Genomic DNA, 22,192 nt, shown 5'->3' on the forward strand with positions numbered 1-22,192 from the left:
GGACGTGGTGCGGTCGTGGAGCGGACGTGCGGCGGACGTGCGGCCGACGTGCGGCAGGATGGGCCCATGCGCATCCACGTCGCCTCCGACCACGCCGGTTACGAGCTGCGGGTGGCGGTGGCCGAGCACCTGCGCGGCGCCGGCCACGAGGTCGTCGACCACGGCGCGCACACCTACGACGCCCAGGACGACTACCCGCCGTTCTGCATCGAGGCGGGCGAGGCGGTCGTCGCGGACCCCGGCTCGCTGGGTGTGGTCATCGGCGGCTCGGGCAACGGCGAGCAGATCGCGGCGAACAAGGTGGACGGCGTCCGCGCGGCGCTCGCGTGGAACCTGTCGACCGCGCAGCTGGCCCGCCAGCACAACGACGCCAACGTCGTCGCGATCGGGGCGCGTCAGCACACCGAGCAGGACGCGCTCTCGTTCGTCGACGCGTTCGTCGCCGAGCCCTTCAGCCAGGACCCGCGGCACCAGCGCCGGATCGACCTGCTCAGCGCGTACGAGCAGACCCGCTAGAACACCCAGCTGCACAGGGGCGCGACGGGCCACGCGAACGCGGCTGCGACCGCCTGGACGGCGCCCGCGGTCCGCTCCAGGACGAGACCCGCGGCCGCCTGCGCCGCGACGGACCGTCCACCGAGGTACGCGGCGCCGAGCTCCCGGACGTCGACCACGAGGTCGGCGTCGTCGTCGGTCCGGGCGACGGATGCCGACCAGGCGCCGTCCGCCCCGCGCTCGCCCGTGGTCAGACGCCACCGTCCGGCGTTCGCGGGCAGGCGCGTGTCGGTCACGTCGAGGACGACGTCGAGCGGGGCGCTGTAGCTCCGGCCCGCGAGGGCGACCGGCAGGTCGAGCAGCCGCACCCAGACGTTGTCGGTGAGCCGCGGCCGCGCCCCGCGCTGGTCCACGAGCAGGAGGAGCAGCGGATCGTCGGCCGGCAGCATGGGGCTCTCGACGGTCGCCATGAGGTCGAGGTCCAGCAGGAACGACCAGAGACGGTGCGCCGCCGCGGCGTCGACCGCCGCGGCCTCGCGCACCCGCACTATCCCGGCCGGACCACCGTCGCCCCAGTTCTCCTTGCGCCGGAACGTGGCGTAGGCCCGGGCCGAACCGTCCTCGTCCAGCACCGTCACGATGCGCAGCGGCTCGCCGCCGTCGCGCCAGGCGGGCGGGTCGGCGAGGGCGCGTCGCTGGTGGTCGGGGGTGTCTCGGGTGATCCACCCGGGGCGTCCGACGCCCGCGGCCCGGTGCACGGCGTCGACCACCGGCGTGTGCCGGTCCACGTCGACGGTGTCGAACCGCACCGTCAGGTCGGCCGATCCGGGGACGTCGCGCAGGGCCGCACCGCGACCGAGCTTGAGCCGCACGTCGTCGCACGCGGACCCGTACCCGAACCGGCCGTAGATCGCGTGCTCGGCCGCGAACAGGGCCGAGACCGGTTCGCCCCGGGCCAGGGAGCGCTCGAAGTGGGTGTCGATCATCGCGTGCAGCAGCCCGCGGCGTCGCTGGTCGGGACGGGCGCCCACCCAGGTCAGGCCGGAGCACGCGATCGTGGCGCCGGGCACGGGGAGCTGGAACTCGAACGACGCGTGCACCGCGGCGAGCGCACCGTCCGGGGACTCGACCGCGACCGTGCGGTCCCAGGTGAGGGTGAGCGGGACGAGGGCGTCGGTCTCCGGGGTGGTGTCGAACGCGAACGCCAGCCGGTCCACCTCGAGGAACTCGTCCTTGCGGGACTCGGCGACGTCGACGATCCGGTATCCAGCGGGCAGAGGACTCATGGCCCCATGGTGCCCAGGTATCGGTCTGGAGGACACCCGATATCCGCGGCGCAAACGCGCCGGATACGCTCACGACGTGCGGGTTCTCGCGTGGGCGCCGAAGAGGGGCCTGCTCACGCGTGCAACGTTCCTGCTGCGCCGGTGGGGCGGCCGATCACAGATCGGGCTGACGACCGTGATGATCGGGTGCGTCGCCCTGATCGTCGCGGGCGTGCGCGTGTTCCCCGACTGGGTCCCGCCCTCGTCGTTCCTGCTGCTCGAGCTCGTCGCCGTGTTCCTGCTGCTGCTGCGCCCGCTGATGGTGCTCGGTGCGGTCGTGCTCGCGGCGACGTGGTGGCTGTGGTGGACGGACTCGCCCACGGTGATCCCGGGCATCATCATCGTGATCACCGCCTCGGTGGTGGCGGGCATCGCCTTCGCGCGCGAACGGCAACGCCTCGGGCTGCAGGGTGCGCCCGGCGACCTCATGCTCGTAGACCTGCGGGACCGGCTCGCCGCGCACGGCAGGGTGCCGCGCCTGCCGGACGGCTGGCACGTCGACAGCGTCATCCGGTCCGCGCACGCCGACGGGTTCTCGGGCGACTTCATGGTCGCCGGCAGCAGGGACGGCGGGAAGCACCTCGAGCTGGTGCTGGTCGACGTGTCCGGCAAGGGTCTGGGCGCCGGCGTGCGCTCGCTGCAGCTCTCGGGTGCGTTCGGCGGTCTGCTCGGCGCGCTGCCCCGGGAGGAGTTCCTGGGCGCCGCCAACGGGTACCTGCTCGACCAGGACTGGGAGGAGGGCTTCGCGACGGCCATCCACGTGGCGGTCGACCTGCCCAGCGGGGACTTCTGGGTGTCGTCCGCCGGGCACCCGCCGGCCGTCCACCGGCATGCCGGGTCCGGTCGCCTCGACCTCGTCGACACCGTCGGCAGCCCGGCGCTGGGCGTCGTCGCGGACTTCGTGTGCGAGGCTCGAGCGGGCCGGCTCGAGCGCGGCGACGTGCTGATGCTCTACACGGACGGCGTCATCGAGGGTGGCGCGGCCGGCGACCTGGACCAGGGCATCGACCGGCTGATGGGCGTCGCGGACCGGGTGCTCTCGCCGGGCGGCGGACGGGCCGCGCAGGTGCTGTCCGGGGTCGCAGCGCGGGACGACGACGACCGTGCCGTGGTCCTGATCCGGCGCGACTGAACGCTCAGGGCTGGATCGATGCCAGGACCCAGGCGGCGTACCCGTCGCGTCCGCTGCCGGGTCGCAGGTGGATGTCGTCGGCGTAGAGCCAGGGACGGTTGGCGGCCGCGAGCGAGGACCAGTCGAGCACCTTGACGTTCGGGTACTGGGCGACCACCCGGGTGAACAGGTCGTTGTCGAACCCTTCCCACGTGCGCGGGACGTGGACGTTCACCAGGAACACCCGACGGTCGCGGGTGTTGTCGAGCAGGCGGCGCAGCGTCGCCTCGTCGATCGGGCCGTTGGTCCCGCCGTGCACGATCACGGTGTGCCCGAGCGTCCCGGCGGCCGCCGAGGCGAGCACCAGGTCGACCATGACCCCGAACTGGCGCGACTCGGCGGCGTCGACGCCGATGCCGCGGGCGTTGAGCTCGGCCGCCGCGCCGAGCATGACCGAGTCGCCGAACGCCGAGGCCCCGCCGATCGGGTCGGGCGGCGGCGCGGGAGCCACGGGCGCGGGCGCCGGCGCGGCGGGCACCGGGGACGTCGGTGCGGCGAGCACGGACGGCGGCGCAGGCACCGTCAGCATGGGTGTCGGTGCGGACGGCGCAGCGACATCGGCGGACGCCGTCGGTGACGGCCTGGCCGCGAGCGCCAGGGCCGCCGGGATGCCGGGCTGCACGGTGTTCTGGGCGGCGCTGGCCGTAGGTACCTGCGCCAGCGCGACGGCAACGGCCACGGCCAGCGCGACGACGGCGGTCGACGCGCCACCGACGGCGACCGCGGACCGGCGACGCCGAGCACCGCTGTGCCGCAGGGTCGCGAGGGCCCGGGTGAGCGCTCCGCGCCGCACCGGCAGCTCGACGTACCGGTACGACAGCTCGGCGAGCACGAGCACGACCACCAGCCGCAGGGGCGTCACGAGCCAGCCGGCGGTGTCGACGTCGATGCCCGGGCGGCTGAGCACGAACACCGGCCAGTGCCACAGGTAGATGCCGTACGAGCGCTCGCCCACCCACCGCAGCGGCTGCCGACCGAGCTGGCGTCCGAGCAGGCCGGCCGGGTCGCTGACGGCCCCGACGAGGATCGCGGCGACCACCGAGAACGCGAGGAACCCGCCGCGGTAGAGGGCCGCGCTGTACTCGTCGACCCAGACGAAGGCGGCGACGACCGCGAGCAGCGCGAGCACGCCGAGCACGTCGGTGACGCCCGCCTCGAACCGGCGCACCGCCGTCCCGCGCTCGTGCGCCCAGGAACCGGCCCGCTGCCACGTCCGCCACGGCATCCACACCGATGCCATCGCGGCACCCACCAGCAGCCCCATCGAGTGGGTGTCCGTGCCGAAGTACACGCGGCTGGGGTCGTACGGGACGGGGGTGTTCGTGCGGATCGCGATGACGCCCATCGCGACCGTCGACGCGATCGCGAGGAGCGCCGCGAGCTGCCCGACCCTGGCGCGGCCGGACCGGATGGCCAGCAGCGCGACCAGCGGGAAGACGAGGTAGAACTGCTCCTCGATCGCGAGCGACCACAGGTGCTGCAGCAGCGGCGGGCGGCTGACGAGCTCGAAGTAGGACCGGTCGGCGGCGATCTGCCACCAGTTCGAGGCGTAGCCGACGGCCGCCACGATGTCCCCGCGCACCTCGCCCGCCTCGGAGCGCAGGACGAGCCCGACGCCCGCCACGGCCAGCAGCAGGACGGCCAGCGCGGGCAGCAGCCGCCGGGCTCGACGCAGATAGAAGTGCCGGAACGAGAAGCGTCCGGTCCGTTCTACCTCGTCGAGGATCAACGTCGTGATCAGGTAGCCCGACAGGACGAAGAAGACGTCGACACCGAGGAACCCGCCACGCATCCACGGAGTGCCCAGGTGGTAGACCACGACCCCGGCGACGGCCAGCGCCCGGATCCCGTCCAGACCCCTCAGGTGCGGCATCCGCGCAGGCGCCGGGGCAGCGACGGACGCAGGACGTTCGAGCGTCGCGATCGTGGCCATGGATCCCCCAGCTGTACCCGCGCGGGCCGGCTCACGGCCGTTCGCGCGGGGCAAGGCTACGTCGCCCGCGGCGGCCGACCGCGCGGGACACGCTCAGTCGTCGGGAAACCAGACCGCGGCCCGCAGGGCGACCCGCGTGCCGTCCGCTGACAAGGGCGTCCGCTCGGCGCGCAGCTCCTCGAGGGCGCGCTGCAGGAGCCGCTCGGGCGGCCGGCCGACCGTGTTGACCACCCGCCACCAGGGCACGTCGGACCCGGTCCGGGCGAGCACGGTGCCCACCTGCCGCGGTCCGCCGCGACGCTTCCCTCCGCTCGCCTCGAGCCGGTCCCCGACGATCTCGGCGATGAGCCCGTAGGTCATCGCGCGGCCTGCCGGGATCTGGCCGACGAGATCGAGCACGGCCTCCGCGTAGTCGTCGTCCATCTCAGGGCAGCATCTCAGGACAGCATCTCAGGACAATGCTGCGGCGATCGCGGGCAGCGTGCGCGGGTCGGCCTGGACGAGCATGGTGGTGATCGCGGTGGCCTCCCACGCCGGCAGCTGCGCGCGGACGTCGTCGACCGTGCCGACGAGAGCGATGTCCTGCACCAGCTCGAGCGGGACGGCAGCCGTCGCGCGCGCCTTGTCGCCGGCCAGGTAGTGCGCCTGGATCTCGTCGCACGCCTGCGCGTACCCGAGCCGGTCGAGCACGTCGCGGTGGAAGTTGGCGCCCTTGGCGCCCATGCCGCCGGCGTACAGGGCGATGAACGGACGGACCTGGTCGGCCGCCTGCTCCACGTCGTCGCCGAGCACGACGGGCACGGTCGCGACGACCTCGAAGTCCTGCGCCGGCGCCGCGCGCTTGGCGAAGCCCTCCGCCAGGAGCGTCCGGTACTCGCCGTCCATGCGCGGCGAGTAGAACAGCGGGAGCCAGCCGTCCGCGATCTCGGCCGTCATCGCGATGTTGCGCGGCCCTTCGGCCGCGAGGTGGATCGGCAGGTCGGTGCGCAGCGGGTGCACGGTCGAGCGCAGCGCCTTGCCCAGCCCGGCGCCTTGGTCGGGGGGCAGGGGGAGTCTGTAGAACTGGCCGTCGAACGTGACCGGCGCCTCGCGGGCGAGCACCTGCCGCACGATCGCGACGTACTCGCGCGTGCGGGCGAGCGGCCGTGGGTAAGGCTGGCCGTACCAGCCCTCGACCACCTGGGGGCCGGAGGCGCCGAGGCCCAGCACGAACCGGCCGCCCGAGAGGTGGTCGAGCGTGAGGGCGGCCATCGCGGTCGCGGTCGGGGTGCGCGCCGAGATCTGCGCGATCGCGGTGCCGAGACGCAGGCGTGAGGTGCGCGAACCCCACCACGCGAGCGGTGTGAAGGCGTCGGACCCGTACGCCTCCGCGGTCCAGACGGAGTCGAACCCGAGCTGTTCGGCGCCGAGCACGGCCTCCTGCGCCCCGGGCGGGGGACCCGCCGACCAGTAGCCCGTGTGGTAGCCCAGGCGCATCCGTCCTCCTCGTCGTCGTCGACCCGCGGTGCCACGGCGCCCGCGTCAGGCTACTCGCCGGTAACCGGCCCCGCGGTCGCCCGGGCGGCCAGCGCCTGCAGCAGCGTCGCACCGGTGGAGGCATCGTCCACCGTCACGACGACGATCCGCGCACCTGTTCGACGGACCTCGACCGCGTCGCCGGCGCGCGCGACGATGCCCACGCGTCCCTGGCGACCCACGCGGTAGCCCCACCCGCCGAAGTCGCGCAGCGGCCGCACCTGGGTCACTGCCACACCCTCGATCTCCGACAGCGGCACGACGAGCCGCGGCCAGCCGAACGTGCCCCGCGCGGTCAGTCCGCGGCCGTCGACCGTGACCGTGAACGACGCGAACGTCGCGAGCAGGGCCGCGATCAGCACGCCGAGCGGCACGAGGAGGACCGCGGTGTCGGTGGCGATCCCGATCACGACGACGCACGCTCCGACCCCGACGGCGATCCAGCCGAGCGCGACCGTGCGGACGTGCTGGACCCACGCGACCCGCGCGTCGGCCGGCAGGACGAGGCCGTCGGGTGCCTGGACGGGGGTGGTCGACGGCCTGGGCGGGTCCGGCCGGACGGCGAGCGCGCCCAGTGCCGCGACCACGAGCGCGACGAGCGCCACCGCGGCGACCGCCCCGACCGCGTCCGGCGCCTGGTACGCGTCGCTGAGGCCCTTCTGCGGCTGGAGGGTGGCGAGCAGGAGGCCGGACAGGAACGTCGTCATGCCGAGCGAGGTGCCGACGCCGATGCGGCGGACGGACGACGCGCGGCCGACGAAGAACGCGAGCGCCCAGCCACCGACCGTGCACAGGACGGCGACCAGCGTGAGCACGACCACCTGCCCGGTGAGCGAGCCCACGCCGTTCACGCCGTCCCGACCCCAGTGCGTGGCGACCGGGTCGGGCAGCTCGGACCGCCAGGACAGGGCGAGCAGGGCCGCGGCCGCCGCGATCGCCAGGGGGACGACGAGCCCGAGGAGGGTGGTGAGTCCCCGCTGGGGCACGTCCGGCCGAACGTCGGCGGTCATCGGAGCTCCTGCGCGGTGGGGAGGCTGGTGGACAGGGCGTCCTTGACCAGCCAGAGCGTGGTCGCGGGCGGGACGCCCAGCCGGCGTGCGGTCGCGACCAGCACCGCGACGTCGTCGTGCAGGGCGGAGTGGTCGACGGCCGGTGCCGTCACGACGGCGCCCCGGCCGCGGCGGAGCTCGAGCAGTCCGTCGTCGCGCAACGCCTGGTAGGCGCGGAGCACGGTGTGCACGTTGACCTCGAGCGAGCCCGCGAGGTCGCGGGCGGCCGGCAGACGGGTGCCCGCGGGCAGCTCCCCCCGGGAGACCGCACCACGCACCTGGGACGCGAGCTGCGCGAACAGCGGCTCGGCGGAGGAGGGGTCGACGGACCAGATCACATCGATGACTCTAGTTGTTCGATGACAACTAGAACAACTCCGTCGTCAGATGTAGATCGCCGGGTCGTCGATCTCGGCGTCGAACGGTGCCGCGGTGGGCCGTACCCGGATCTGCGCGGGGACCCCGACGGCGATCGCACCGGCGGGGACGTCGTGGATGACGACCGCGTTGGCGCCGATCTGCGCACCGGCCCCGATCCACACGGGACCGAGGATCTTGGCGCCGGCACCGACCACGACGCCGTCGCCGACGGTCGGGTGGCGCTTGCCGTGCCGCATGGACTTCCCGCCCAGCGTCGACCCGTGGAACAGGACGACGTCGTCGCCCACCTCGGCCGTCTCGCCGATCACGACGCCCATGCCGTGGTCGATGAACAGCCGCCGGCCGAGCTTCGCGCCCGGGTGGATCTCGATGCCCGTGAACGCCCGGGCCAGCTGAGAGACGAGGCGGGCGGGCAGCTGCAGCCCGGGCCGCTGCCACATGCGGTGCGCCAGGCGGTAGACCCACACGGCGTGCACGCCGGGGTAGCCCAGCGCGACCTCGGCCAGCGAGCGCGCCGCGGGGTCGCGGTGACGCGCGGCGTCAAGGTCTTCCTTGAGGGTGGCGAGCAGGTGCATCGAAGGCTTCGTCCTGTGGTGATCGGGAGGGGTCCCGGCGCCCGCCGGCGAGGGCGGGCACCGGGGAGGTGCAGGACGGTCAGTCGAGCAGGTCCGCGTAGAGCACGGTCGACAGGTAGCGCTCACCGAACGACGGGATGATCGCGACGATCAGCTTGCCGGCGTTCTCGGGGCGGTTGGCCAGCAGGGTCGCGGCGTGCAGCGCGGCACCCGAGGAGATGCCGACGAGCAGGCCCTCCTCGGCGGCGGCGCGACGTGCGACCTTGACCGCCGTCTCGGCGTCGACGTCGATGATCTCGTCGTAGATGCTCGTGTCGAGGATCTCCGGGACGAAGTTGGCGCCGATGCCCTGGATCTTGTGCGGGCCGGGTGCGCCGCCGTTCAGGATCGGGGACTCGGCCGGCTCGACGCCGACGATCTGGATGTTCGGGTTGCGCTCCTTGAGCACCTGGCCGACGCCCGTGATGGTGCCGCCCGTGCCGATGCCTGCGACGAAGATGTCGATCTTGCCGTCGGTGTCGGCCCAGATCTCCTCGGCGGTGGTCTTGCGGTGGATCGCCGGGTTGGCCTCGTTGGCGAACTGGCGCGCAAGAATGGCACCTTGGCGCTCCGCAACAATTTCGTCTGCCCTGTTGACCGCGCCCTTCATGCCCTCGGAGCCCGGCGTGAGGATGAGCTCGGCGCCGAACGCGCGCAGCAGCGCGCGACGCTCCTTCGACATCGTCTCGGGCATGGTGAGCACGACGTCGTAGCCGCGGGCCGCACCGACGAACGCGAGCGCGATGCCCGTGTTGCCGGAGGTCGCCTCGACGATCGTGCCGCCGGGCTTGAGGTCACCGGACGCCTCGGCGGCGTCGATGATCGCGACGCCGATGCGGTCCTTGACCGAGTTGGCGGGGTTGTAGAACTCGAGCTTGCCGACGACGGTCGCGGGCGCACCGTCGGTGATCTTGTTGATGCGGACCAGGGGGGTGTTGCCGATGAGCGCCGTCGCGTCGTCGTAGATGCGTGCCATGGTTCCTCTTCGGTCGAGCCGCCGCGGACGCGACGGTGGGTGGGGGACTGACGAACTGCGCCGGGACACCGGGTGTCTCGGGTGGTGCACGGACTGGGTCAACGGACGACGGGGGGTCCGGTGCCGGTCACGGGGCGAGCGCTGGCGCAGGAGGCACACCCATCTCGGGCATCCTCGCGCGTAGATGCAGCCAGCGCTCTACCGACAGCGACAACAGGACGGCGCGGGGCAGGCGCACAGAACAGCGCGGGCGCGCAGGGGAACGGCGGGGGCGGCAGTCTGCACGCTCATCACGTCGTCCTCCGTGACCGAACGAGTCGGTCGTCAGGTGCGGTCGGGTCCGACGGAGCGCCGGGACCGCAATCGCCCCGACGCTAGCGCCAAGCCCCCGGCCAGTGCAAAGGGGCCTCATCAGGCGAGATCGGGGTCTCGACGAGGGCCTCGACGCCGCGCGACGAGCGGTGCGCCCGCGGCACCGGCCGGTCTCGCCGACGGGAGCACGAGCCAGAACAGCGTCGCGGCGAGCAGCCACACGAGCACCGCGACGTGCAGGTCGGCGCCGACGAACAGCAGGAGCGTCGGCACGGCGATGCTCGGCACACCCCAGCCGAGGACCCAGCGGGCCGTCGTCCCGACGAGCAGGGCGGTCGTGACGCCGATCGCCGAGTAGATCGCCACGGCGCCGCACAGCAGGATGCGGACCTCGGTGGGCAGCGTCTCGCCGTGGTGCTCGACCGCCTGACCGAGTGCGACGGCCAGGGCGGCGAGCGTCCCGGTGAGCGCGGCGTGCACCAGCAGCACGAGGCGCGGCGCGACCGTACCGGTCTTGAGCATCGGGATGCCCGCGACGCCGTACTGCAGCCCCACCGCCCAGACGAGCGCGAGCAGGACGAACGCGCCGAGCGCGGTCCACGCGGTGGTCATGTCCCAGGACGCGAGCTCCGAAGCGGCGTCGATGATCTGGATGACGCCCTCGCCGAGCACGATGATGACGAACAGCCCGAGGCGTTCCGACAGGTGCGCGTCGTCGGTCCGCGCCCCCTCGAACGTCAGGTCGGCCCCCGCGACGCGCCCGCGCCCGACCCGGCGCATGCGGTCGATCCGTTCCTGCGCCTCGCGCAGGGTGCGTTCGGCCGAGTTCATCAGCAGAGCACCCAGGTCGATCGCGATCCCGGCCGTCCAGAGCCAGTACTTCCCGGGGGCGGCCACCCACAACGAGACGATCCACGGCACCGCGCCGAAGCCCTGCTGCGCGAGCGGCCAGTCCAGCACGACCTTGCCGCGCTGCCAGACGCTCCCGGCGAACCAGCGCAGTGCGACGTAGGCGACCACGAACGCGGTCGCGTGCGTCGCGGGCGAGTCGGCGAGCGGCTGGATGTGGGGGACCGACGCTGCCATCACCGCCAGCCCGACCATCGCCACCAGCAGGACGGGTGTACGTGCGTCGTCGCCCGCGATGTCGCCGTACACGGCGAAGCCCGCCCACGTGATCCAGAAGGCGAGGAAAAGGACCGCGTACAGGCCGAGCGACGACCCGGTGCTGTCGTCGTGCAGGAGGTGGGCGAGCTGTCCGATGCCGGCGACGACGACCAGGTCGAAGAACAGCTCTTTCCAGGTCGCGTGCCGCTCCGGCGCGTCCTGCGTGGCCTGCTCGCCGGGACCGTTGTCCCGCACGGCCTGGTCCGGCGCGGATCCGCTGCCGACCGGCTCGTCGCGCGGCTCGTCGCCCGGTGCGGCCTGGGTCATGGGCGCCAGTATGCCGAGACGTCGGTGTGACGCGCTTCACCCGCGGTTCGTACACCTGTTCTGGACAGGCGCCCGAATCCTGTGTAGTGTTATCGGTGATCGATCTCCCGGTCTGCGTGGCGGTGTCAGCATCCCGCCGCGAACGACCGGCCCGGAAGTGGAACGCGTCGCTACGAGAGCGACAGACGGACACTGACCGGGTGGCTGGTCATCGACAGCCCCCAATGGCGCTGGGGGCGGTTCAAGCCGCGCGCAACAAGGACAAGCGGGCGCGGTGGGCGATGGCTCAACGGTGCTGAACAGACGAGCGGCCCCGACCGCGTCGTGACGAGAGTCGCGGCCGGGCGGGGCCGTTGTCGTGCACTGTCCCGACCGCGTCGCGACGAGAGTCGCGGCCGGACGGGGCCGTTGTCGTGCTGCCGGCGTCAGCCGGCGGCCGGCGCCGAGGCGTTGATCAGCCAGCTGACGCCGAACTTGTCGACGAGCATCCCGAACGTGTCGCCCCAGGGCGCCGTGGCGAACGGCGCCGTGATCGTGGCGCCGTCGGACAGCTTCTCCCAGTACCCGGTCAGCTCGGCGAGGTCGTCGCCACTGATCGACACCGCGATGCTCCCGCCCGGCGTCCACTCCATGTGCTCGGGCGTGTCAGCCGCCATGAGCACCAGGCCGGACGGGCTGGTGATCTGGCCGTGCATGATCAGGTCGGCGTCGGCGGGGGACTGGCTCATCCCGCCCTCGCCGAACGTGCTGGTCACCGCCTCGGCGCCGAGCACGGTCGAGTAGAACGCGAGGGCCTCGCGCGCGTTCGAGCGGAAGCTGATGTAGGGATTCAGGTTGGTGGGCATGGCGGCGGCTCCTTCGTCGGCGATCGGCAGGTACGGACTTCACCCTGCCACGCGGCTCCGACACGGTCGACGGGCCGCCGTGCTCGTGACGGGGTGGAGCTCGAGCGCCCGCTCAGCGAGCGCCGGCGTGCTCCGGGTGGACGACCATGACCGGGCACGTCGCCTTGCGGATGACCGCTTGGCTCACGGAGCCGAGCAGGAGGCCACGCATGCCACCCCCGCCTCGAGATCCGACGACCAGGAGCTGAGCGTCCCGTGCGGCGTCCAGCGCGACCTTCGCGGGAAGGCCCCGGCGGACCACGACCTCGACGGCGACGTCCGGGTACCGCTCGCAGTGCCCGGCAAGACTCTCGGCGACCACGGCGTGCTCTGCCGCGTCGAGCTCCTCGATCTCCTCGGGGATCCAGGCGGGAACCGTCCCGGTCATCGGCGGCAGGTCCCACGCGTGGACGGCTCGGAGAGGGACCTCCAACCGAGACGCCTGGTCGAACGCCAGGTCGATGGCGTGGGCGGTGTTGGCCGAACCGTCCACTGCCACCACGACGGGCCGCGCGGGGCCTCGCTCGTTCGAGTCGGCGCGGATGATGACGACCGGGCAGCGGGCGCGGGCGGCGACCGACGCGCTCACCGAGCCGAACGCGACGCCTTGCAGCCCGCCGCGCCCGCGTGACCCGAGGACGAGCATGTAGGCGTCCGAGCACGCCGCCACGAGGGCGTCGGCGATGCTGTCCCGTTCGATGAGGGCAGCTGTCACGACGACGTCCGGCGCTTCGGCCCGTACCCGGTCGAGGCCCTCGAACAGGACGCGGCCGCTCGAGCCCGCGACGTACACGATCCGCAGCGGGCGGCGCTCTCGTTGGGCCTCGCGCACAGCCCAGGTCAGAGCTGCCCCGGCCTGAGGTGAACCGTCATATCCCACGACGACGGTGCTGGTCATGGCACGCCTCCTTCGCCCGCTCGGCCGGTCCGACCGGTCGGAGCGCTAGATGAACAACAGCTGGGCGCCGACGGTCTTCTCGATGAAGTCGCTGGCGCTGATGATGCCCTCGACGTCCTCGACGAGGTCGTCGGGGGCAAGGTGGTTCATGTCGGCGGACAGGCGACACGCCCAGAGGTGACCGCCGGACGCCACGATCTGCTCGAGGAAGGCGGGCACGTCGGGCACGTCCAGCTCGGCGATCGACTTCTTCAGCCTCGAGGTGGCCATCGCGGTCATCCCCGGCAGGCCGCCCAGTCCCTGGGGCATGTGGGTCGCCGTGTTGCCGAGCATCGTGAACTTCAGGTCGTCCATGGTGGCCTTCGTGATGATGTCGAGGCCCCAGAACGTGAAGAACAGGTGCGTCTGCACGCCTTCGCCGAGCGCGGCGTTGGCCAGGATCAGCCCGGGGTAGACCATGTCGAGGTTGCCCTTGGAGCAGATGATCGCGAGCGTGCGCCCGGGGGCGTCGTCGTCTCCGAAGTCAGGGATGACGACGGGAGCGGTCTCGGTGGTGGTCATGGCACTGCCTTTCTCGTCGTTGCTCAGACGCAGCCGACGGGCTTGGGCAGTCCGGCGACGTAGGCCATCTTCTTGGCGGGCTTCTGCGGGAACAGGCGGAACAGGTCCTTCACCGGGACGCCGCTGCCGGCCGACGCCCGCCTCAGCGTCGCGGTCTCGCCGTGCTCGGTGTAGTCGTCCCGCAGGAACGTCAGCACCGCACGGTGCTCGTCGGTGAGCGTGAGACCGATCTGCGCGGCGAGCGTCGTCGCGAGAGCGTCGTCCCACTCCGTCAGGTCGGTCAGGAACCCTTCGTCGTCCACGTGGATCTCGTGACCGGCCACGGTCGTGACGGGCATGTCGCACCTCTCTCTACGGTGTGGACTTCTTGCCGACCATCGACATGGCCGACGCGAGCGGCAGCGGACGTCCGGGCAGGAGGACGTTCCAGTAGACCCAGCGGAAGGCGAGCTTCCCGAGGTGGTTGGCCCGGCTCTCCTTGAGCAGGCTCATCGGTCCGAGGTACGGCGTCGGGAACGTGCCCGGCAGCGGCTCGGTGTCGTAGTTGAAGTCGAGCAGCAGGGCCTTGCGGTCGCCCGACTCGATGAAGCAGTTCGCGTGGCCGTCGAAGGCATGGGTCATCGGTCGCCCGGCGGCGAGCTCCACGAAGTTGTCGACGAGGACGTCGACCGAGAAGTGCGCGACGGACCCCGCCTTGGAGGTCGGGATGTCGGAGGCGTCGCCGATCGCGAAGATCAGCGGGTCGGCCTTCGACTGGAGCGTGTGCTTGTCGACCGGGACGAACCCGAGCTCGTCGCCCAGACCGGAGCGGCTCACGAAGTCCGCGCCCATGTGCAATGGCACCGTGACCAGCAGGTCGAAGGGGATCTCCCGACCGTCGTAGGAGACCAGGGCCTTGCCCGAGATCTTCTCGACGAGGAAGTCGGGCTCGACCGTGACGTCGCGGTCGGCGAGCATCGACCCCAGGTGCTTGGACGCGATCGGCTTGGTGAACGCTCCGTCCAACGGCGTCACGTAGGTCAGGTCCGTGTGCGACCGCAAGGCATGGCGCCGCAGCCAGTCGTCGGCGAGGAACGTGAACTCGAGCGGGGCGACGGGACACTTGATCGGCATGTCCGTGATGTGCACCACGAGGCGTCCCCCTCGGAACTCCTTCAGCGCGGCGGCCAGCGACCTGGCACCGTCGAGCGTGTAGAAGTCGAAGATGCTGCGGTGCCACTCGTCCCCGAGCATGCCCGGGGTCTGGTCCGGTCGAAGCACCGACCCGGACGCGATCACGAGGTAGTCGTAGGGGAGCAGCCGGCCGTCGAGCAGGACCACCTGCTGTGCGCCGGGGTCCACGCGGTCGACCGCCTCGAGCACGAGCTCGACACCGTCGTGCACGAACGCGTGCCGTGACCGCACGAGGTCCTCGGTCGTCCCACCGAACGGGACGAAGAGGAAGCCGGGCTGGTAGGCGTGCGCGTCGTCGCGGTCGACGATCGTGATCTTCCAGGTGTCGTCCAGCTCGTGCCGCAGCCGGTTGACCAGCATCGTGCCGGCGGTTCCCGCCCCGAGCACGACGATGTGCCGCTTCATCGTGATCACCGGGCGATCTGGACGTCGCGGTGCTCGAGCTCGGAGATGTCGTCCGACGTCGCGCGCAAGAGGCGGTCCGCGACCTCGCGCAGGGCCCTCGCGGCGGCGAGCTCGGCGCCGATCTCGGGGACGTCCGGGTCGTACGGCGCGCGGCGTGCGCGACCGTGGCCCTCGAGCCTGGTGCCGCTCGATGTGGTGAGGACGGCGTGCGCCTTCGTGACGTCGTGGTCGTCCCGCGGGTCGTCGCCGTCGAACAGGTGGATCGCGACCTTCCACGTGTGCGTCATCGCACGCCTCCTTCACGTCGGGCGGGGCGTGTCACGCGGTGGGCGGACTTCGCTCTCGCCTCATCGCCACCCTGCGCCGGGCGCGGCCGGACGCCTAGAGCACAAGGTCCTGACCATGCCGGGGACCGTGGCGCAGGGTCGCGGACCCCGCGACGACGGCAGCGACGAGCACCGCGGCGATCGTGGCGGAAAATCGATGCTCAGTGTCATCTCTGCCACTCGTCGCAACGCTTCCCGAGGTCGACGCTGGAGGCATGGAAACCGTGATCACGCTGGTGGTGGCCCTGCTGGTGGTCGCCCCGTTCGTCGTCCTCGCCCTGCGCACCACACGGTGGGACCCCATCGATCGCCGGCGCGGCCGGGCGGCCTCCCGCTCCGCCGACGCCGTCTCGTTCGTCGGTCCGGTCGCCGTCGACCTGCGCCGGGCCGACACCGACCTGGCCGCCGCATCGGCTCACGCCGCCGCCTGAGGGCGGCGGTCAGGCCTCGCCCGGGTAGACGACGCCCACCTGGCGACGGATCTCGTCGGCGGTCTCGAGGATCGTGACCGTCTCGTCGAGCGGCAGCAGCGGCGAGTCCGTGCGGCCCTCCGCGACGTAGGTCGCCAGCGCGGCCGCCTGGAAGCAGAGGCCGCCGTAGCCGTGGACGCGGTTGGCATCCCAGGTGCCCGTGCGGTCGCCGACCGTCACGGTGACGCCGGCGGGGACGTAGCAGCGCTCGTCCACCTCGATCCGGCCGAGCGAGCCATACACCTGCGCCGTGTGCCCCGAGGCTGTGAGCATCGACGTGAAGAGCTGCGCCTGCGCGACGCCGTAGCCGATCTGTGCGCTGACCTGGGCGTCCACGCCCGTCGTCGTGAGCGAGCCCGCGGCCTGGACGCTCGACGGCCGAAGGAGGAGGCCGGCCGCGCGCGCGACGGCCGAGGCGAACGACAGGGGATAGATGCCGAGGTCGAGCAGCACGCCGCCCGCGAGGGCCGGGTCGAGCAGCCGCGGCGGGACGTCCGGCCCGGCGCGCACGCCGTAGTCGGCGGTGATCCGGTGGACCTGCCCGACCAGGCCGTCCTCGAGCACGCGTCGCACGACGTCGGTGTGCGGCAGGTAGCGCGTCCACATGGCCTCCATGAGCAGCACCCCGGCCTCGCGGGCGGCTACGACGAGCTCGCGCGCCTCGGCCGCGTTGCGCGTGAACGCCTTCTCGACGAGGACGTGCTTGCCGGCCCGCAGCGCGAGCAGGGCGTGGTCGCGGTGATGGCTGTGCGGGCTCGCCACGTACACGGCGTCGACCGCGGGGTCGTCGACGAGCGCCTCGTAGGAGGTGTGGACGCGTTCGGCGCCGTGCGCGCTGGCGAAGGCGGCGGCCCGTTCGGGCGAGCGCGACCCGATCGCGACGAGCCGTTGGCGCGTGTGCTCACGCAGCGCGGTCGCCCAGTGCCCGGCGATGTGGCCCGGAGCGAGGATCCCCCAGCGCAGCGGAGGTGCCTCGGCGGGATCGGGCGTCCGCGGCTCGGGAAGGGTCAGGTCGGGCATGGGCACAGCCTGCCGTACGCCCCGTGAGCTCAGCCCAGGATCGGAAGCACCAGGCGCGTCGCGTTCTGGCTCGGGTCGGCAACCTCCGACGGATCCGTGACGTAGACCTCGAGGAAGTCGCCGCGCATCGAGGTCGCGTGCGTCATGGTCCAGGTGCGGAACTCGGACCACGCGCCGGGCAGGGTGTCGTAGGCGCCGACGTGGACCCCGACGGCGGCCGGCCCGCCGGGGAGCTCGACGACCTCGACGCCGCCCGCGAGTGCTCGCGGCGCGTCCGCACCGACCCAGAAGCCGGCCGCGAGGTCGACGGAGTCGGTGGGCATGTCGCGGTACCAGCCGAACGCCGGACCCGTGATGGTCAGCCCGGCGGCCCCGACCTCCTCGGCGACGGCGCGGTAGGCCCGGTCGTAGAACTCCGGCAGGGCGTCCATCGCGACGCGCTCACGCAGCACGGCGACGAGGGCGGTCGGTTGGTCCTCGACGGTGATGTCCACGGCGGTCAGGCGTCCCGGCGAGCGAGGCGCAGGACGGGGATCGTCCGCGTCGTGCGCTGCTCGTAGGACCGGAACCCCTCCGACCGGGCCGTGAACCGGGCCCAGGCCGCGTCGCGGTCCGCACCGGTCAGCTGCGTCGCGTGCACGAGCACCGTCCCGTCGTCGGGCGTCTCGATCTCGACGTCCGGGTGCGCGAGCAGGTTGTGGAACCAGGCAGGGTTCTGCGGTGCCCCACTCTTCGACGCGGCGACGAGCCACGCGTCGCCGCCGTCGTCGGCGATGAAGGCAACGGGGTTGACGCGTTCGGTGCCGGTCTTCGCTCCGCGGTGGTGCAGCAGGACGAGGCCCTTGCCGAACCCGGCCGTCGCGACGTCTCCGCCGTTCGCACGGAACTCGTCGATGATCTGCTGGTTCCAGTCCGTCATGGTCCCAGTCTCACACCCGACCACCGTGCGGGCGCCGAGTGCACCGCCGATCGACGCATGAGCGGTCATGGACCGTCCTCCGCACCGGGTATCTTCCACACACCCGACGCACGATGAGGAGCACCACCATGTCGCCAACCCACCGCGGGAGGCTGCGTCGCCTCGTCGTCGCCACGGCCGTCGCGTGCGGGGTGACCCTGGCGGGAGCAGTGACGACCGGCGGTCCGGCGATCGGTGCCGACCAGCCGATCGATCCGACCCAGACCGCACCGGTCGAGCGCGCGGGATCCGACCTCGAGAGCCCGCCTGCCCGCACCGCCGTGACCGCGCCCGCGGCAGACCGCGTGCTCGTGCGCTTCGCGCCCGGCTCGAGCTCCCAAGAGCGCCGCAGCACGCTGTCGGCTGCCGGCATCGATTCCTCGCACGCCGTGGGCGCGACCGGCTTCGTGTCGGTCTCGACCGGGGATGAGGACCCGCAGAGCGTCGCCGACGAGCTCGCGGACGACCCGGACGTCGCCAGCGTGCAGCTCGACCACGTCCGGTCGGCGGCTGCCTGGACCGACGACGAGCTGGTCAGCGAGACCTGGCAGTACCTCGACCTGATGCGGTTCCCCCGCGCGTGGGACATCAGCACGGGCGCCGGCGCAGTGGTCGCCGTGCTCGACACCGGCATACGGACCGACCACGAGGACCTCGTGGGCCGCGTCTTGCCCGGATACGACTTCGTTACCGATACGCCGGGCGCGGCGGGGACGGGGCGCCACGGCACGCTCGTGGCCGGGATCGCCGCGGAGTCGGGCAACAACCGTCTGGGCAACGTAGGCGCCGCCTACGGGGCGCAGCTCCTGCCGGTGCGCGTGCTCGATGACGACGGAAACGGCTACGACTCCGATGTCGCGCAGGGCATCACGTGGGCGGCCGACCGGCACGCCGACGTCATCAACCTGTCGCTCTCCGGGCCCAGTGACTCGCCCGTGCTGCTCGCAGCCATCCAGTACGCGGTCGCCCGTGGGTCGGTCGTCGTGGCTGCGGCCGGCAACTCCGGCACGGACGCGCCCGAGTATCCAGGGGCGTACTCCTTGACCGTGCCCGGTCTGCTCACCGTGTCGTCAACGGACGACGACGGGACCGTGCTGCCCACCTCGACCTGGGGTGACGACATCAGCGTCGCCGCGCCCGGCTACCAGATCGTCGGCACGTCGTGGGCCTCGACCACCGCGTACACCTACGACACCGGGACGTCGATGGCGGCGCCCTTCGTCAGCGGGGTCGCGGCGCTGCTCGCGTCGGCCCATCCGACGTGGACGCCGAAGCAGATTGCGGACCGGATCGCGGGTACCGCGCGCGACGCGGGCCCGTTCGGAGTCGACCCGTACTACGGTCACGGCGTCCTCGACGCCGCCGCCGCACTGGGCGCCCAGCCCGCGGTGCCGCTCGATCGCACCACTACGGACGTCGGCGCGCGCAACGACCTGCCGGCCACGGCCACGCCGCTCACGCTCGGTCAGCAGGTCATGGGTGACCTGAACGGCCTCGGCGATGTCGACTGGTGGCGATTCGACGCTGATCCGGGCTTCGACTACACGATCAGCAGCACGCTGCCCGGCACGCGGGGATCCGCGCCGATCGTGCGGGTGACCGACGCCGAAGGGCAGGAGATCACGCCGTACCACGGGCAGTACCACTCCATGAGCGGTGGCGCGGTCTTCGTGCAGGTCGGCGCCGGCGGCACAGCCCCCGGGCCCAGGTACACGATGACCGTCACTGCGAGCTCGACCCCCCGCTCGGCCGACCAGCTGCGGTTCGACCCGGTGCAGGGCAGCATCCTCTTCGACGGGAGTGGGACCGCCTCGCTCGCCGACGTCACGGGTGACGGGATCGACGACGTCGTCGCGACCGGGACGACCGTCGGTGGGGACGGGTTCGCCTATGGCGCGGTATCGGTCGGCATCGGAGCGCAGGACGGCACCTTCACCTCGAGCAGAGTGCAGCTCGCCCGCGGTCTGGGCGGCACCTATGCGCTGTGCAACGTCTCGGGCGACGCCGTCCCCGAGGTCGTCGCCTCGTCGGACTCCGCGGTTCACGTCGTGAGCGCCGCCGGCGGGACGTTGGGCGCGCCGACCACTCTGGCGACGGGCCTGCCCGCCGCTGACGTGCTCGCCTGCCTCGACCTCGACGCCGACGGCGACCCCGACGTGGTCGTCATGACCGGTTCCGGCGTGACGATCCTGCGGAACACCGGCAGCATCTTCACCGCGGAGCCGCCCTTGTCGGCGCTCAAGGCGGCCGTCGCGGTGCTCGACGTGGACGGCGACGCGCGTCCCGACATCCTGCTGTCGGGCGGCCTCGTGGCCCTGCAGAGGGCCGACGGCTCGTTCGCGGACCCGACGGTCGGCATCCCGGCCCTCGTCGGCTCGGTCGGCGCCAGGCTCGCGGACCTCGACGGCGACGGGCGCACGGACGTCACTGCGACCGCAGGAGGCGTCCTGCGCATGGTCCGGGCGACGGGCGCAGGAACGTGGGGCGCCTCGATCGACGGACCGGCCGCAACGGACGCGTTCCAGCTCAGCGACCTCAACGGGGACGGCCGTGCCGACGTCTTGCTGACGAAGTTCGGCTACATCCTCGCCTACGCGCTCCAGACCGACGCGGGAACCTTCGGTCCGTCCATGTTTCCGCGGTTCGACGGCATTGCTCCGTCCCCCCGGACGGCCATAGCCGGAGACGTGAACCACGACGGGCGTCCGGACCTGGTTCTCGTCGACGACCACACGTTGTCCGTCGCGCCCGCGGTCGATGTCGACGACACGCCCGGGACGAAGGGCTGGGTGTGGTCGGTGGACCCGGCGGCCGACGCGTCTGGGGTGGGCGTGCGCCCCGCGGTCACAGTCGTGTCTCCCCGGATGCTCGGTGCGGCCGCCGTGGACGGGGTGCGCCTGATCGACGGTGCCACCGGGGCGGAGGTCCCGGTCGACCGTGCCGTCTCAGCGGCGGCCGACCGCGTCACGGTGACGCCGAAGGCGGACCTCGCAGTTGGTGGGCACTACGAGATTCGCGTCTCGGCACTCGTCGACCAGGACGGCGCCGTGATGACCGAGACGTCGCGGTCGTGGTTCACCGTGGGCGCGGGCGGCGACCGGTTCACGCCGCTCGACCCGGTGCGGGTCACCGACACCCGCGGGTACCGGGGTCCGGTCGGTCCTACGGACCCGCTCGACATCGACCTGGGCTTCTTCGTGCCCCCGAGCGCGACAGCGGTCGTCCTCAACGTCACCGCCGTGAACCCGAGCGCACCCGGCGACCTACGCGCGTACCCGAGGCCAGACGGGTCCGACGTGCTGCCGCTGGTGTCGAACCTCAACGTCGTGGCCGGGGTGAACCAGCCAAACATGGTGACCGTGAAGCTGAGCTCGACGCTCGGGGTGCGGATCGCCGCGCGCTATATGTCGGCACACGTGGTGGTGGACCTGGCGGGCTACTACAGCCCGGACGCCGTCACGGGCTACGTGCCGGTGGAGCCGGTGCGTGTGATGGACCAACGCAACGGGACGGGTGGGGTTGCGGCGCAGCGGTTGGCGGCGGGGCACTGGGTGGACTTGCAGGTCGCGGGCCGCCAGGGCGTGCCCGCGAGCGCGAGCGCCGTGGTGCTCAACGTCCTGGGCATCGATCCGTCGGCTGGGACGGATGTGCGTGTCTATCCGGCTCCGGCGGCCTCCGAGTCGCAGGACCCGCCGACGGTGTCGAACCTGAACATCGTGCCCGGGCGCGACCAGCCCAACCTCGTGACCGTGCTGGTCGGTGACGGAGGCAAGGTTCGGTTCTACGCGCCCAACGCGAACGTGTTCCTGGTCGCGGACCTGGCGGGTTACTACGCGCCGACGGGATCCGACGGGTTCGTGCCGGTGAGCCCGACCAGGATCGCGGACACGAGGGTGCCGGTCGGGTTGCCGGGCGGCAGGGTGCAGCCTGGCCAGGTCCGCACATTGGCGGTCTCGGGCACCGCGTTGGTGCCGGCGGACGCGACCGCCGTCGCGCTCAACGTGACGGCCGTGCTGCCGGGAGGCAAGTCGAACCTCCGGGTGTTCCCCGTGCGGGACGGATCGGTGCCGTTGGTGTCGAACCTGAACGTGGTGGCCGGTCGCAACGAGCCGAACATGGTGCTGGTTCCCGTGGGCACCGGTGGCGGTGTGTCCTTCTACTCCCAGACCGCAGATCTCGACCTCGTGGTGGATGTCGCCGGCTTCTTCCGCTCGATGGTCTGAAGACGCTCCCGGGTCGATCGTGGATCCGGCGCCCATGTCCACGAGACTCGATACGGCCGCACGGCGGGC

General features: G+C 72.3%; 22 protein-coding genes. 4 read left to right on the forward strand and 18 right to left on the reverse strand.

The features are described 5' to 3' along the window. Positions 1–66 precede the first annotated feature (66 nt). On the forward strand, positions 67–516 hold the full coding sequence (locus ACPPVS_RS06150) for a ribose-5-phosphate isomerase (RefSeq protein ID WP_426595145.1): 450 nt from the start codon (positions 67–69) through the stop codon (positions 514–516). On the opposite strand, the gene ACPPVS_RS06155 is transcribed toward ACPPVS_RS06150, so the two are convergent. Continuing rightward, a complete protein-coding gene (locus ACPPVS_RS06155) occupies positions 513–1,781 on the reverse strand; it encodes a GNAT family N-acetyltransferase (protein ID WP_426595146.1) in 1,269 nt (422 codons plus the stop codon). The two genes, ACPPVS_RS06150 and ACPPVS_RS06155, sit on opposite strands and share 4 nt — an antisense overlap. 76 nt (positions 1,782–1,857) lie before the next feature. On the opposite strand from ACPPVS_RS06155, the gene ACPPVS_RS06160 reads away from it, so the two are divergent. Continuing rightward, the gene (locus tag ACPPVS_RS06160; RefSeq protein WP_426595147.1) at positions 1,858–2,952 is read left to right on the forward strand and encodes a PP2C family protein-serine/threonine phosphatase; all 1,095 of its coding nucleotides are present in this window, start codon (positions 1,858–1,860) and stop codon (positions 2,950–2,952) included. 4 nt (positions 2,953–2,956) lie between these two features. Here the strand turns inward: ACPPVS_RS06160 and ACPPVS_RS06165 are convergent, their stop codons facing one another. The 14 genes from ACPPVS_RS06165 to ACPPVS_RS06230 all read right to left on the reverse strand — a co-directional run bounded on the left by ACPPVS_RS06165 (position 2,957) and on the right by ACPPVS_RS06230 (position 15,413). Further along, positions 2,957–4,924: an acyltransferase family protein gene (locus ACPPVS_RS06165; RefSeq protein ID WP_426595148.1), complete on the reverse strand. Its 1,968-nt coding sequence runs from the start codon at positions 4,922–4,924 to the stop codon at positions 2,957–2,959. Between the two features lie 93 nt (positions 4,925–5,017). After that, positions 5,018–5,347, reverse strand: a complete 330-nt coding sequence (locus tag ACPPVS_RS06170) for an MGMT family protein (protein WP_426595149.1) — start codon at positions 5,345–5,347, stop codon at positions 5,018–5,020. Between the two features lie 27 nt (positions 5,348–5,374). Further along, positions 5,375–6,400 (reverse strand): LLM class F420-dependent oxidoreductase, encoded by a 1,026-nt coding sequence (locus ACPPVS_RS06175; protein WP_426595150.1) that lies wholly within the window; start codon positions 6,398–6,400, stop codon positions 5,375–5,377. Between the two features lie 50 nt (positions 6,401–6,450). After that, complete coding sequence (locus ACPPVS_RS06180) at positions 6,451–7,449, reverse strand: DUF1648 domain-containing protein (protein ID WP_426595151.1); 999 nt, start codon at positions 7,447–7,449, stop codon at positions 6,451–6,453. Then, entirely contained in the window at positions 7,446–7,826 is a 381-nt protein-coding gene (locus tag ACPPVS_RS06185; RefSeq protein WP_426595152.1) for a GntR family transcriptional regulator, read from the reverse strand. The genes ACPPVS_RS06180 and ACPPVS_RS06185 overlap by 4 nt, the downstream gene beginning before the upstream one ends. A 45-nt stretch (positions 7,827–7,871) precedes the next feature. Beyond that, the gene (gene epsC / locus ACPPVS_RS06190) at positions 7,872–8,444 is read right to left on the reverse strand and encodes a serine O-acetyltransferase EpsC (RefSeq protein ID WP_426595153.1); all 573 of its coding nucleotides are present in this window, start codon (positions 8,442–8,444) and stop codon (positions 7,872–7,874) included. Positions 8,445–8,523: 79 nt separating this feature from the next. Beyond that, positions 8,524–9,459 (reverse strand): cysteine synthase A, encoded by a 936-nt coding sequence (cysK, locus tag ACPPVS_RS06195; RefSeq protein WP_426595154.1) that lies wholly within the window; start codon positions 9,457–9,459, stop codon positions 8,524–8,526. A gap of 411 nt (positions 9,460–9,870) precedes the next feature. After that, a complete protein-coding gene (locus ACPPVS_RS06200) occupies positions 9,871–11,205 on the reverse strand; it encodes a low temperature requirement protein A (RefSeq protein ID WP_426595155.1) in 1,335 nt (444 codons plus the stop codon). A gap of 425 nt (positions 11,206–11,630) precedes the next feature. After that, a complete protein-coding gene (locus ACPPVS_RS06205; RefSeq protein ID WP_426595156.1) occupies positions 11,631–12,050 on the reverse strand; it encodes a VOC family protein in 420 nt (139 codons plus the stop codon). A 112-nt stretch (positions 12,051–12,162) separates the two neighbouring features. After that, a complete protein-coding gene (locus ACPPVS_RS06210) occupies positions 12,163–12,987 on the reverse strand; it encodes a universal stress protein (protein WP_426595157.1) in 825 nt (274 codons plus the stop codon). 45 nt (positions 12,988–13,032) lie between these two features. Then, positions 13,033–13,548: a DsrE/DsrF/DrsH-like family protein gene (locus tag ACPPVS_RS06215; RefSeq protein WP_426595158.1), complete on the reverse strand. Its 516-nt coding sequence runs from the start codon at positions 13,546–13,548 to the stop codon at positions 13,033–13,035. A gap of 23 nt (positions 13,549–13,571) precedes the next feature. Further along, the gene (locus ACPPVS_RS06220) at positions 13,572–13,886 is read right to left on the reverse strand and encodes a TusE/DsrC/DsvC family sulfur relay protein (protein WP_426595159.1); all 315 of its coding nucleotides are present in this window, start codon (positions 13,884–13,886) and stop codon (positions 13,572–13,574) included. Between the two features lie 13 nt (positions 13,887–13,899). Further along, complete coding sequence (gene sqr / locus ACPPVS_RS06225) at positions 13,900–15,126, reverse strand: type III sulfide quinone reductase, selenoprotein subtype (RefSeq protein WP_426595160.1); 1,227 nt, start codon at positions 15,124–15,126, stop codon at positions 13,900–13,902. Between the two features lie 5 nt (positions 15,127–15,131). Next, positions 15,132–15,413, reverse strand: a complete 282-nt coding sequence (locus tag ACPPVS_RS06230) for a dsRBD fold-containing protein (protein WP_426595161.1) — start codon at positions 15,411–15,413, stop codon at positions 15,132–15,134. Between the two features lie 254 nt (positions 15,414–15,667). On the opposite strand from ACPPVS_RS06230, the gene ACPPVS_RS06235 reads away from it, so the two are divergent. Then, positions 15,668–15,883, forward strand: coding sequence for a hypothetical protein (locus ACPPVS_RS06235; protein WP_426595162.1), 216 nt, complete (start codon positions 15,668–15,670; stop codon positions 15,881–15,883). Positions 15,884–15,892: 9 nt separating this feature from the next. On the opposite strand, the gene ACPPVS_RS06240 is transcribed toward ACPPVS_RS06235, so the two are convergent. Genes ACPPVS_RS06240 through ACPPVS_RS06250 form a run of 3 tightly spaced genes read right to left on the reverse strand, consistent with a single transcriptional unit; the run spans position 15,893 to position 17,861 of the window. Beyond that, the gene (locus ACPPVS_RS06240; RefSeq protein ID WP_426595163.1) at positions 15,893–16,942 is read right to left on the reverse strand and encodes a Gfo/Idh/MocA family protein; all 1,050 of its coding nucleotides are present in this window, start codon (positions 16,940–16,942) and stop codon (positions 15,893–15,895) included. Positions 16,943–16,971: 29 nt separating this feature from the next. Further along, positions 16,972–17,436, reverse strand: a complete 465-nt coding sequence (locus ACPPVS_RS06245; RefSeq protein ID WP_426595164.1) for a GyrI-like domain-containing protein — start codon at positions 17,434–17,436, stop codon at positions 16,972–16,974. A gap of 5 nt (positions 17,437–17,441) precedes the next feature. Then, positions 17,442–17,861, reverse strand: coding sequence for a nitroreductase/quinone reductase family protein (locus tag ACPPVS_RS06250; protein WP_426595165.1), 420 nt, complete (start codon positions 17,859–17,861; stop codon positions 17,442–17,444). A gap of 128 nt (positions 17,862–17,989) precedes the next feature. On the opposite strand from ACPPVS_RS06250, the gene ACPPVS_RS06255 reads away from it, so the two are divergent. Next, a complete protein-coding gene (locus ACPPVS_RS06255) occupies positions 17,990–22,123 on the forward strand; it encodes a S8 family serine peptidase (RefSeq protein WP_426595166.1) in 4,134 nt (1,377 codons plus the stop codon). Positions 22,124–22,192: the final 69 nt, after the last annotated feature.

The organism is Cellulomonas sp. McL0617 (genome assembly GCF_049994875.1).
In the GTDB taxonomy this organism is placed as follows: Bacteria; Actinomycetota; Actinomycetes; order Actinomycetales; family Cellulomonadaceae; genus Cellulomonas.